Annotated in this window: 9 protein-coding genes; 5 read left to right on the top strand and 4 right to left on the bottom strand. The window is 49.5% G+C overall.

Annotated features, from left to right (window positions below; translation table 11 throughout):
• Position 1: 1 nt before the first annotated feature.
• Genes ICL07_RS08545 through ICL07_RS32270 form a run of 3 tightly spaced genes read right to left on the bottom strand, consistent with a single transcriptional unit; the run spans position 2 to position 3,942 of the window.
• Complete coding sequence (locus ICL07_RS08545) at positions 2-1,054, bottom strand: glycosylasparaginase (RefSeq protein ID WP_188087496.1); 1,053 nt, start codon at positions 1,052-1,054, stop codon at positions 2-4.
• Between the two features lie 31 nt (positions 1,055-1,085).
• Positions 1,086-2,051, bottom strand: a complete 966-nt coding sequence (locus ICL07_RS08540) for an ROK family protein (protein ID WP_188087495.1) — start codon at positions 2,049-2,051, stop codon at positions 1,086-1,088.
• The gene (locus ICL07_RS32270) at positions 2,023-3,942 is read right to left on the bottom strand and encodes an MFS transporter (RefSeq protein ID WP_223151783.1); all 1,920 of its coding nucleotides are present in this window, start codon (positions 3,940-3,942) and stop codon (positions 2,023-2,025) included. Before ICL07_RS32270 ends, ICL07_RS08540 begins: the two co-directional genes overlap by 29 nt.
• Before the next feature lie 196 nt (positions 3,943-4,138).
• On the opposite strand from ICL07_RS32270, the gene ICL07_RS08530 reads away from it, so the two are divergent.
• Both ICL07_RS08530 and galK read left to right on the top strand, forming a co-directional pair.
• Complete coding sequence (locus ICL07_RS08530) at positions 4,139-5,461, top strand: sugar MFS transporter (protein WP_188087494.1); 1,323 nt, start codon at positions 4,139-4,141, stop codon at positions 5,459-5,461.
• A gap of 179 nt (positions 5,462-5,640) precedes the next feature.
• Entirely contained in the window at positions 5,641-6,816 is a 1,176-nt protein-coding gene (gene galK / locus ICL07_RS08525; protein WP_188087493.1) for a galactokinase, read from the top strand.
• 96 nt (positions 6,817-6,912) lie between these two features.
• On the opposite strand, the gene ICL07_RS08520 is transcribed toward galK, so the two are convergent.
• A complete protein-coding gene (locus ICL07_RS08520) occupies positions 6,913-8,307 on the bottom strand; it encodes a Gfo/Idh/MocA family protein (RefSeq protein WP_188087492.1) in 1,395 nt (464 codons plus the stop codon).
• A 249-nt stretch (positions 8,308-8,556) separates the two neighbouring features.
• Between ICL07_RS08520 and ICL07_RS08515 the strand changes: the two genes are divergently transcribed.
• From ICL07_RS08515 to argG, 3 genes are all read left to right on the top strand, one after another.
• Positions 8,557-10,617: an alpha-L-fucosidase gene (locus ICL07_RS08515; protein ID WP_188087491.1), complete on the top strand. Its 2,061-nt coding sequence runs from the start codon at positions 8,557-8,559 to the stop codon at positions 10,615-10,617.
• 415 nt (positions 10,618-11,032) lie between these two features.
• Positions 11,033-11,824, top strand: a complete 792-nt coding sequence (locus ICL07_RS08510) for a GNAT family N-acetyltransferase (protein WP_188087490.1) — start codon at positions 11,033-11,035, stop codon at positions 11,822-11,824.
• Positions 11,825-11,881: 57 nt separating this feature from the next.
• Positions 11,882-13,072, top strand: a complete 1,191-nt coding sequence (gene argG / locus ICL07_RS08505) for an argininosuccinate synthase (protein WP_188087489.1) — start codon at positions 11,882-11,884, stop codon at positions 13,070-13,072.
• Positions 13,073-13,080: the final 8 nt, after the last annotated feature.

The raw sequence follows: 13,080 nt of genomic DNA, 5'->3' as shown, positions 1-13,080 counted from the left end.
ATTAAAAATAGTGTTTCCCGTCAATCAGCGTGTTATTCACCTCTTTGCTGAGTACGGCATAGCTGAATCCTTTCTGGAGGCAATAAGCGCCGTATTGTCCTTTTTTGTTGAGGGCGAGAAAACCCACCTGTATTTCTTTGGCTTTGGAAGGACTTCTTTTCACGATACGGTCTACCGCTTCTTTGCAGGCTTTTTCCGGGGGATAGCCCTGGCGCATTAGTTCCACCACGAGGTGGCTGCCTACGATTTTGATCACTTCTTCACCCACGCCGGTGCTGGTAGCGGCGCCTATTTCGTTATCCACATACAGGCCTGCGCCGATAATAGGGGAGTCGCCTACGCGGCCATGGAGTTTGAAGGCCATGCCGCTGGTGGTGCAGGCGCCGGAGAGGTTTCCTTCCGCATCCATGGCCACCATGCCGATGGTATCATGATTGTATACGTTGCCCGGCAGCATCAGCGGATTGAAGGCTGTAGCGCCGTTAGCAGGGCTATACGATTTATTTTCTATGTTGATGACCGGTTTATATTCCGATGTTTTGAGCCATTCCTTCCAGGCTTTTTCCGCTTCCGGGGTGAGCAGGTTTTCTTTTTGGAAACCGTTGGCCAGGGCAAATTGCAGGGCGCCGTCGCCTACCAGCATCACATGCGGAGTTTTTTCCATCACGAGGCGTGCCACAGAAATGGCGTGGGTAACGTGTTCGAGGGAAGCTACAGAGCCAGCGTTGCCGTGTTCGTCCATGATGCAGGCATCGAGGGTTACGCGGCCGTCGCGGTCGGGATAACCGGAGTAGCCAACGGTATGGTTGTTCGGATCGGCTTCGGGTACGCGTACGCCGGCTTCTACAGCATCGAGGGCGCGACCGCCTTTTTTAAGTATTTCCCATGCCGCTTCGTTGGCAGCGCGACCGAAATCCCAGGTAGAGATAACGATGGGTTTACCTTTCACCGGGCCTTTGGCCTGTGAGCGTGCAGCCGTTGCTGTTACACTGTCTAAAGAGAAAACAGCGGCACTGAGGGCCGCTGTTTTCAAAAAATTCCTTCTATTTTTCATATACTATTATTAGCTGTCAGATAGCCGTGGGCTAGTCTTTCATTTCCCAGGCCAGGGCGCTGGCACCGAGGATGGCGGCGTCGCTTTCCTTCAGTTCCGAGAACAGCAATTTAACTTTATTCTGGAAGATAGGCAGCAGATTTTTTTCCATGTGCTCTCTTACCGGTTTCATGATCACATCGCCTGCCTGTGTAAGGCCACCAAAGAGGATGATGGCTTCCGGGCTGGAGAACATCACGAAGTTGGCCAGGGCGGCGCCCAGGATTTCGCCGGTGAACTCGTAAACTTCCATGGCCAGCGGATCGCCTTTCATGGCAGCTTCGTAGATCAGTTTGGAATTGATTTCTTCTTTGGTATGTTCCCGCATCATGCTGGGCACATCCGGACGGGTTTCGAGGAATTCGATCGCCGTGTTGGTGACGCCTGTCGCAGAAGCATAGGCTTCCAGCGAGCCGCGTGCGCCGGTACCGGGGTGATAGCGGCCGCCGGGGATCACAATAATGTGTCCCAGTTCGCCGGCAAAACCATCGTGACCGTAGATCAGCTGGCCGTTGGCGACGATGCCGCTGCCTACGCCGGTGCCCAGGGTGATCACGATAAAGTCTTTCATGCCGCGGGCAGCACCGTAGATCAGTTCGCCCAGTGCGGCGGCGTTGGCATCATTGGTCAATACCGCCGGCAGCCCGAATTTTTTCTCGAGCAGGCTGGCTAAGGGTACTACGCCTTTCCAGCGCAGATTTGGTGCATATTCAATATTACCATTGTAATAATTGCCGTTGGGTGCACCTACACCGATACCTTTGATATTTTCGATACCACCTACCTGTGCGATCAGTACAGCCAGTTGCTGATGCAGTTCGTCCAGGAAGCAGTTTACATCTTCATGTTTGTTTGTTAACATGCGGCCATCACACAAAATATTACCTCTGCGATCTACGATGCCGAATTTGGTATTAGTCCCTCCGATATCAATGCCCACCACTAGTTGCTGACTCATAATCGATTCCTTGAGATTTTAATATGTTTTTAACTCTAAATGCAAAAAATGCAAGATACGCAAAGCACAGCGCCGGAATAACATAAGACGCGTGGATGCCTATGCTTGGGATGTCTGCCAGACCGCCCTGTACCGGAGGTACGAGTGAGCCGCCGAGGATCATCATAATCAGGAAAGCGGAACCCTGACCGGTGTATTTACCCAGGCCGCCGATAGAGAGGGCGAAGATACTGGGCCACATCACGGAGCAGAACAAGCCGCCGCTGATGAAGGCAAAAGTAGCCAGTGCACCGGAGGTGAACAGACCGATCAATACGGTACCTACGCCGAGCAAACCAAATACCATGAGGGTTTTAGCAGGTTTATCCTGACCGGCGAAGAAGCCGATGATCTGAATCAGGATGCAGATAGCGTACGGATATAATGCACTCACATCGTTGCCTTTGATGACGTTGGCACCAAGGATGACGCCATATGCCACAAAAGGTACTATCACGCACAAAATTTTACGGGTAGTTTTAGAAACATTGAATACGCTGATGGCGCCTGTCCAGCGACCGATCATCATACTGCCCCAGAAGAGCGACACGTAAGGGTCCAGTTCAGACTCCGCCAGGCCTTTGGGTGTGAGGAATCCCGGATGTTTCAGCAGCGCGCCGAGGTTGCTGGCGATGGTTACTTCCACTCCTACATAAATAAAGATAGCGAGCATACCCAGGGTGAGCTGTGGATATTTCATCGCGCCCCAACCTTCGCTGTCGCCTGCAGAGGACATTTTAGCAAAGAAGAGGATGCCGATGATACCAACGATACCGGCTACGAAGAAAGGCAGTTCGTATTTTAATACCAGTCCAAGCAGGATCAGGATAAACATGACCGTGATACCGATAATGGATTTGGTGGCTTTCGGAGATGTTTCGAAGGCTTCGTTCTGGTCAGTGCTTTCCGGCATTTTCACAAAGGCGAAGATAGCCGCCGCTACCAGGAAGAGTACAATGAGCAGGATGTATAAGGTGTTGATTTTGCTGATATCGGTACTGATATCGCCGCCTTTGATGTTACCAAACAGCAGCATGCTCACGATGATGGGGCCGATGGTAGTACCGAAGGAGTTGATACCGCCGGCGAGGTTGAGGCGGTGAGCGCCTTTGGCCGGGTCGCCCAGCAGAATGGCAAATGGATTGGCCGCAGTTTGTTGCAGGGAGAAACCGAGCGCCACAATAAACAGTGCCATGAGAATCAGTGCGAAGTATCCGAAAGTCACTGTCTGTTGGTGATCGGTTCCCAGGGTATTAAGCACATTTTCCAGGCTGGATTTTTTGAAGATGCCTGTATATTGGTGATGCTCTTCGTCTTTTGTGAATCCCTGCGGTATTTCAGCAAGGAGGTGTGGGTTGCTGATGTATTTATCTGCCGTTGCATTACCGGAGATCAGCAAAGCATAGGTGTCATTTTCTTTTTCGCGGCGGATTTTCACCTGCCGGTCGGAAGTCTGCAGTTGTTGTTCCACCTGGAAACTGCTGATGTCACTCAGGGTTTCTTTGATAGGAACAATTTTTTCTTTGTTGACACAAGGGATCATAATAGCAGACCCCAGTACAGAAATTAATAAACCGTAAATAATACCCTTTTTATATCCTATTTTATTAAGGATATCTACTTTTCGTGCTGCAGAAGCCAGATACAGGATGAGGGAGCCGATGAAATAGGCACTGTAAAAGGAGAAGTCAATCAGCTGAGACTCAAGTTGGGTAAGGTTAAAGTGAGATTTGCAGAAAGGTATGAATATACTGTTGGATGCAGCCAGGAAACCCCAGAAAAAGAACACCAGTATAAGCACAAAGAACGAAGGATGTGTACTTTGCGCGCCTTGCTTTGTTTGCTGAGCCATAAACGTGTTAAGTTACAGTGAAATTTTGCCGGATAAATGTATAATAATTTTTTAAGGATTTTCTAAAAAACCCAATAAACCGTTGCATTTTTTTTCGATAGTAAAACGTTTTAGCATATATATTTATGAATTGTAGCATAAAATATAACGGAAGTTCACTATGTTCGCGTTTATCTAAAAAATCAAACAGACAGCTATGTCCAACCAAACAGCAACAATGAATATACCTTCCAAGAAGGCGGGGTACGGCCAGGCGATGGCAATCATCTGTATTTTGTTTTTCGTGTTCGGCTTTGTTACCTGGCTTAATGGAACGCTGATCCAGTTTTTCCAGATCGTGTGCGAGTTGAACGTATCGCAGGCGCTGCTGGTAACCATGGCTTTTTTCATGGCTTATTTCTTTTTATCGATTCCTTCTTCTTTTATTCTGAACAAGACAGGTTTCAAAAACGGGATGGCGTTAGGGCTGCTGATTATTGCGATTGGCTCCCTGGTATTCATTCCTGCGGCGAATGCCCGCAGCTTTGGTATGTTCCTCACCGGTCTGTTTATTCAGGGCGCCGGACTGGCTTTGCTGCAGACGGCCTCTAACCCGTACGCCAGTATTATCGGTCCCAAGGAAAGCGCGGCTAAACGTATTTCCATCCTGGGTATCTGTAACAAAACAGCCGGCGCACTGGCTCCGCTGATCCTTGGTTCTATCATCCTGAAAGGGGCAGAGAAACTGGAAGCAGACATCGCTGCAGCAGTAGATCCTGCGCAGAAATCAGCCCTGCTCGACAGCCTCGCTTCCCGTGTAATCGGTCCTTATGTAGCTATCGCTATTGTGCTGGCTATCCTGGCTTTCCTGCTGAAACGCTCTTCCCTGCCGGAAATTGACACCGACGCAGAAGACGAAACCACTGCAGCGGCTACTACCGGTAAAACCAGCGTATTCCAATTCCCGCAACTGGTTCTGGGCGTGCTCTGTATCTTCGTTTATGTAGGCGTGGAAGTAATGGCCGGCGACGTGATTGGTCAATATGGTAAAGCATTGGGTATGAGCATCGCCGACACCCGTTATTTCACCACCTTCACCCTGGTAGCCATGCTGGCAGGTTATGTGATCGGTATCGCTACCATCCCGAAATACCTCACCGGTAAAAAAGGGCTGCAGATTTCTGCTATCCTGGGCGTGCTGTTCACCATCGGCGCTTATATGAACACCGGCTTCTCTGCCGTAACTTTCATCGCACTGCTGGGCCTGGCCAACGCTCTGATGTGGCCTGCTATCTTCCCGATGGCAATTGACGGTCTGGGCCGCTTCACCAAAATCGGCTCCGCTCTCCTGGTAATGGGTATCGCCGGCGGTGGCGTGATCCCGCAGATATACAGCGGTATGTTCGATCAGCACAGCATGTTCAACTTCCTGTACAGCAGCAGCATCGACTTCAGACATGCGTTCCTGTATTGCATGGTGCCCTGCTATGTGTACATTCTGTTCTACTCCCTGGTAGGAGATAAGATCGGCAGAAAATAATATCCTGATAAAAATATATAAGCGCAGCGGTCTGCATCCTATGGATGCAGACCGCTGCGCTTTTTATACAATCATACTCTCATCCCCGGTGATCATCTCCCCCAAAAAATCTTTTTCGCTGGCATTTCTTAATTTTTTTAATATTTTTAGGTGTAATTTTTACGTTTAATAAATTTCTGATGATACAGCAAACAAGGGAGAAATTCATTCAGTTATTTGGGAAAGATCCACTGATCGTAGTCTCCCCGGGAAGAATTAACCTCATTGGCGAACATACTGACTATAACGACGGCTTTGTATTGCCAGCCGCCATTGATAAAAAGATAGTATATGCGGTGGCGTTAAACGGTACCCGTCAATGTAACGTTCACGCAGTTTTTACACATGAAACAGTGTCCTTCGATCTCAACAATGTAGTGCCTACTCCCGGATGGATCAACTACCTCATGGGCGTGGTGTATCAGCTGCAACAGGGTAACTACCCGGTGGAAGGATTCGACTGTGTCATTGCCGGTGATATCCCGGTGGGCGCCGGCATGTCTTCTTCCGCAGCAGTAGAAGGCGGATTGGTATTTGCGCTGGACGAGATCTTCCAATATGGAATGAGCCGTATGGACATGGCTTTGCTGGGCCAACGGGCAGAACATTCCTTCCCCGGCGTAAAATGCGGTATCATGGACCAGTTTGCGAACCTGCATGGTAAAAAAGACCAGGTAGTCCGGCTGGACTGCCGTAGCCTGGAGTATGAATATTTCCCGTTTGATTTCCCGGAATACCGCATCGTGCTGTGTAATTCCATGGTGCATCACTCCCTGGCATCTTCAGAATATAATGTACGCCGCCAGCAATGTGAAGAAGGCGTAAAAGCTATCCAGACGCAACATCCGGCCGTAAAATCGCTGCGCGACGCTACCATGCCTATGCTGAAAGCCGTGAAAGCGCAACTGCCCGGTAAAGTATACGATCGCTGTAAATATGTGATCGAAGAAATCCAGCGTGTACAGGATGCTACCGCGTTGCTGAAACAAGGTGACCTGCAAACGTTCGGTCAACTGATGTATGCCACGCATGAAGGTTTGAGTGTATTGTATGAAGTAAGTTGCCCGGAACTGGACTTCCTGGTGGCACTGGCTAAAGAACGAAAAGAAGTCGCCGGCGCCCGCGTTATGGGTGGCGGTTTCGGCGGTTGCACCATTAACCTGGTAAAACAGGACCAGGTAGATGCTTTCCGCGATTTTGTGACGACACGCTATCAACAGCAGTTTGGCAAGGCACCGGAGATTTATGTGACGACGATCGAGAATGGAACTACTGTGCAGAAAGCTGCTGCCGGCGTGCCTGATGCGCGTGTATAGGTGTGGATAACCGAAGGTTATTGTTCATATTGTATTAAAAGAGAATCGCCCACTGACATTGTCGGTGGGCGATTCTCTTTTATGTTAGTATTACTGTTAATACTGATCATCTAATCCGAAAATCGGTTTCCTGTTCATCCAGCGACCGCGGGTGAAGTCAGGAATGTATTGTACGCTGCCGCCTTCGAGGATAGATTGTTCGCTGAGCGGGGTGATGGCGTACCAGGTAGCCATATCGTATACGTCCAGCTGATAAGGAGCGCCGCGTTTGATACTTTCCACGAAAGAGTTGAGTACGTACCAGTCCATACCGCCGTGGCCTGCGCCTTTAGCGTCGTTGGCGTAACGTTTCCACAGCGGGTGGTCGTATTTACCGAAGTAGCTGTTGGCGTCTTCCGGTTTGCCGGTGTTTTCCCACTGATCGTAAGGGCTTTTCTTCTCGATATATATGGAGTCCTGATCATCCATCCACAGACCGTTGGTACCCTGTACGCGGAAGTTGAGCGAGTAGGGGCGCGGAGAGTTGGTATCGTGGGACAGCATGATGGTTTCACCGTTGCTGGTCGTCATCAGGGAAGAAACGATATCACCGAGTTTGAATTTAACTTTCGCGTTCGGGTGGTTTTCGCTGCTGTTGTCCACGATGTATTTGTGCAGACCGCGGGATTTGGTAGCTACGGAAGTGATGGTCATGAGGCGGTTACCGCGGTTCATGTTGATCACGTTACCGATAGGACCGAGGCCATGGGAGGGGTAGAGGTCAGCGTTGCGGTGAACGGAGTGGTTGGTTCTCCATTTCGCTTCAGACAGGGCGTTTTCGCCGAATTCCACGCCACCGCCATAGTATTGTTTGCCGTTGTTGAATTTCACCTGGCGAAGATCGTGCTGGTAGCCGCCCTGCAGGTGAGTGATTTCGCCGAACAGGCCCTGACGCGCCATGTTCAGTACTGCCATCACATCTCTGCGGTAGCATACGTTTTCCATACCGAAAACCTGTACGCCGGTAGCTTCGCTGGTGTTCACCAGTTCCCAGCATTCCTGGATGTCGGAGGCGCCGCAAACTTCCACAGCCGGGGTTTTGCCTGCTTTCATCGCAGCAATAGCCATGATGGAGTGCCATTCCCAGGGGGTAGCGATGATTACTGCATCTACGTCATCTCTCTTCAGCAGGTTATGATAATCTTCCGGACCGTTGGTGTATTCAGCCACTTTTCTTTTGCCGCCATAAACCTTGTTGATCATGTCCCTTGCTTTGGGTACAGTGTAGGCTGTATCAGGATCAGCAAAAGCGACAACATCAACATCGTCACGATGCAGGCAGAGGCTGAGGTGACTCAGGCCGCGGGCGCCTACGCCGATCAGGCCAATCCTGACTTTGGGTTTCTTTTCATTGGCAAACAGTTTTGCAGAGGAGCCGAGCATAGAGAGTCCTATACCTGCGGCCGCCGTGTTTTTGAGAAAACTCCTGCGATGCAGTGGTTGTTTATTCATTGTTCAGTTTTTAAAAAGCGTATAATGATACGTTGTGAAGGGAATAAATTTATAAAATTTGGCGCGTGAAAACCAACCTGCATCCCTTTTTTATTACATTTTTGTGATAAACGGCTAAAAATGCAAACGACTGTTAGTTAATATTCAATTATGAATAGAGAATCGCCGATCATATCCGGTAAGGGAAGGAGATTATCTTCGCTGAGTAGGATGCAGAGCATATCTGTTATTTGTAATTTATCCAGTGCAATGAAAAAGACCAATTTATTATTAGCCGGATTATTTGCCTGCGGCATGGCCTCGGCACAGAAGATCCAGCCTTATGGCGCGCTGCCGTCCAAAGCGCAGGTAGCCTGGAATGACATGGAGTATTACATGTTCATCCATTTTGGCCCTAATACGTTTACCAACAAAGAATGGGGGCATGGCGATGAAGACCCGAAGGTATTTAATCCTTCCCGCCTTGATGCCCGTCAATGGGCGCGTACGGCCAAACAGGCCGGTATGAAAGGCATTGTGATCACCGCCAAACATCACGACGGTTTCTGTTTATGGCCATCCAAATACAGCACCCATACGGTACGCGAGAGCGCCTGGAAAAATGGCAAAGGCGATGTGCTGGCGGAACTGTCCGCCGCCTGTAAGGAATACGGCCTGAAATTCGGCGTATATCTGTCACCGTGGGACCGCAACCATCCGGATTATGGCACCGATAAATACAACCAGGTGTTTGCCAATACGCTGAAAGAAGTACTGACCGGCTACGGTCCCGTATTTGAGCAGTGGTTCGACGGCGCTAATGGCGGTAATCTGAAACAACCATACGACTGGGACCTGTTCCACAGCGTGGTATATAAACATCAGCCTAACGCCGTTATTTTCAGCGACGTAGGACCAGGCTGCCGTTGGGTAGGTAATGAAAACGGCATCGCCGGCACCACCAACTGGAGCACGCTGAATGTAAAAGGCTTTGCACCTGGTGCAGCCGGCCCGCCAACTAAATCACTCAATGAAGGCAACGAAGACGGTGAAAAATGGATACCGGCAGAATGTGATGTGTCTATTCGTCCGGGATGGTTTTACAGCCCGGATACCGATGATAAAGTGAAGTCTGTCAACTCCCTGCTGGACATCTACTATGGCTCCGTAGGCCGCAACGGTAACCTGATCCTCAATGTGCCGATCGACCGTGACGGGGTGATTCATCCCAACGATTCTACCCGTTTGATGGAGCTGCGCCGCGTGCTGGATGCCTCTTTCAAAAATAACCTCGCTAAAAGCGCAGTTGTAACGGCAACGGATACACGTAAGAATAATCCGGAGGTAAAAGTGGCGCATCTCACCGACGGCACCAATGCTACTTACTGGGCTACGCCGGACAACGTCACCCAAACGACGGTGAAGCTGGCATTCAAAAAGCCGGTTACTTTCAACCGCGTGGTGCTGCAGGAATACATTGCGCTGGGGCAACGCGTGAAGGCTTTTAGCGTAGAGATACTGGATAACGGCGTAAGAAAGGAGATAGCCCGGGAAACGACCATCGGTCACAAACGTATCCTGCGTTTGCCGGACTATACCACCACAGCAGTGTATATTAATATACTCGACGCCAAAGCGGCGCCGGTCATCAGCGAAGTCCAGCTGTATGAAGCGCCGGGCATGCTGGCTACGCCGGAGATCCACCGGAGCAAAGACGGCCAGGTGACCATCACTGCAGCCTCCGCTGACCCGGAAATACATTATACCACAGATGGTTCCGCGCCTACGCTGAATTCTCCGCTGTACACCCCGCAAACAGTGATCAGTCTGCCTCGTGGCGGTGAGGTAAAAGCCAGGGCATTCCTGCGGAAGGGGAACACTGCCAGTCCGGAGGTGAAAGCCAGCTTCGACGTAGCGCCCGCCAAATGGCAGGTAGTAGCGCCTGCGGGGCAGCCGGAAGCGGCCAGGGCCATTGATGGCAATCCTGCCAGCGTTTGGGTATCTGACAAAAAAGCAACCCGGTACCCGTATCAGCTGGACGTAGACCTGGGAGAAACGCTGAGCCTGAAAGGATTTACCTATACGCCTACTACCAACGAGCACGCAGGCGGCGTGGTGTACGGGTATGCTTTTTATACCAGCACTGATGGTAAGAGCTGGGGTAAACCGGTGGCGACCGGCAGCTTTGCCAATATCAAAAACAACCCGGTGACACAAACCATCACTTTTGCGCCGGTGGCAGCCAGGTTTGTCCGTTTCGAGGCCCTCACCCCGGCCGCTGAAAATGACAATCGGGCCAGTGTAGCCGAATTGGGCGTGATCACCAGATAGTATATAAATATCTAAAGTATAAGGCGGCTGGCCCCTGACGTTTTGGGCACAGCCGCCTTTTTGTTAACGGTTTGAAAAAAATCGGCTTTCTGCAAAAAAAATTCGATTGATTAAAAAGATATTATTATAACTTTGCGGTTAATCTAAACTAAAGACAATATTTATAACAATTTAACGCTGAACTGAAGTTGGAAAAAACCGCAACTCATACCAACATCTCTGCATATCATCCCGCTTTAAATAAAGGGGTATATTCTGTTGGGTTCAATGTCTTTAGATTCCTTTCCCGACGACCCAGGATTTGATAGCGCTTGTCATACAACCGCTATCGCGCCGGATATCCCCATGTCCGGTGAATGTTCCGTAATGGAATACTTCAATCTAGTTTATTGATTCACGATTTCAATTTAAAAAGTTGGAAAATCAGCATATCATCGTTAGGGTAGCCACACCTGACGATATACACTATTCAAAAACCATCACTGATGAGATGGAAGCGTCTGCAAAAGCGCGTGGGACCGGTATTGCCAAACGTTCACCGGACTATGTAGAGCTAAAGATGAATGAAGGCAAGGCAGTTATTGCATTAACTGATACGGGCGACTGGGTAGGTTTTTGTTATATAGAGGCCTGGGGGCACGGAAAATTTGTAGCCAACTCAGGGCTGATCGTGAATCCTGCTTTCCGCGGACATGGCGTGGCCAAATCCATTAAAAAGAAAATCTTCGAACTGTCGAGAGAAAAATATCCTGATTCCAAAATCTTTGGTCTCACGACAGGCCTTGCTGTGATGAAAATCAACTCAGAGCTGGGTTACGAGCCTGTTACCTACTCCGAACTGACAGATGATGAAGAATTCTGGAAAGGCTGCCGCAGCTGTGTAAACTTCGATATCCTTACCAGCAAACAACGGAAGAACTGCCTGTGCACGGCCATGTTATATGATCCGGCAGAGAAACTGAAAGAAGCAGAAGAGCGGGCCATGGCGGATGCCAAAGCCAAAGAGGAAGCTGTTCCCCATCAGCAGCCGGCTCACCAGCTCGCTGTGAGCGCCAGCGGCCAGATTCACCAGAAAAAAAGACGTCGCAGATTTAAAGGAAACATAAAACTCTACGAACGCTGGTTAAGATTTAAAAGATTTGTTTTGCTCAACAGCAAAAAAGAAGGCGGCGCTACCGGCACCAGGAAAAAATTCTTCCTGTTCTGAAGTCTGTCACATACTGTCTGAAAATATTGTTCTGAATATATAAATGATGTCGTAAAAATGAAAAAAGTAGTACTGGGATTTAGCGGAGGACTTGATACTTCCTATTGCGTTAAATATCTGACCGAAGAAAAAGGATATGAGGTGCATTCCGTAATCGTCAACACCGGCGGCTTTTCTGATGAAGAACTGAAGGAAATTGAACAACGCGCTTATAACCTGGGCGTTAAAAGTCACAAGACTGTTAACGCGGTCCGTTCCTACTACGACGGCGTTATTAAATACCTGATTTTCGGTAACGTACTGAAAAACAATACTTACCCGCTGAGCGTGAGTGCAGAGCGTATGAGCCAGGCACTGGCCATCGCGGAATATGTGAAAGAAGTAGGCGCCGACGCGGTAGCGCACGGCAGCACCGGCGCGGGTAACGACCAGGTACGGTTCGATATGGTATTCCATATCATGATCCCGGGTGTGGAAATCATCACCCCGATCCGTGATATGAAACTGAGCCGTGAAGCGGAAATCGAATACCTGCGTTCCAAAGGCGTAAATGTGAATTTTGAAAAAGCCATGTACTCTATTAATAAAGGTATGTGGGGCACTTCCGTAGGTGGTAAAGAAACACTGACCTCCAATGGTATGTTGCCGGAAGAAGCATGGCCTACCCAGCTGACCAGGCAGGGTGAAGAACAGGTAAAACTGACTTTTGAAAAAGGAGAGCTGATTGGGGTGAATGATCAAAAATTTGGTCACCCGTCTGAAGCCATTCAATACCTGCAAACTATCGCAGGACCGTTCGCTATTGGTCGTGATATCCACGTAGGCGACACCATCATCGGTATCAAAGGCCGCGTAGGTTTTGAAGCTGCCGCTCCGATGGTGATCATCAAAGCGCACCACGCACTGGAGAAACACGTGCTCACCAAATGGCAGCTGACCTGGAAAGACCAGCTGGCGCAGTTCTACGGCAACTGGATGCACGAAGGACAAATCATGGACCCGGTGATGCGCGACATCGAAGCCTTCCTGCAAAATACCCAGGAACATGTTTCCGGTGAAGTGTTCGTTACCCTGATGCCTTATCGATTCCAGGTAACCGGTATTCAGTCGCCTTACGACCTGATGAGCAGCAAATTCGGCAAATACGGCGAAATGAACAGTGGCTGGTCAGGCGAAGACGTAAGAGGCTTCAGCAAAATTTTTGGTAACCAGACCATGATCTGGCATCAGATTAAAAATTCTCTCTAAAATCAGCA

Source organism: Chitinophaga qingshengii, from assembly GCF_014529935.1.
GTDB lineage: Bacteria > Bacteroidota > Bacteroidia > Chitinophagales > Chitinophagaceae > Chitinophaga > Chitinophaga qingshengii.
This window is presented reverse-complemented; position numbering and strand designations above follow the sequence as displayed.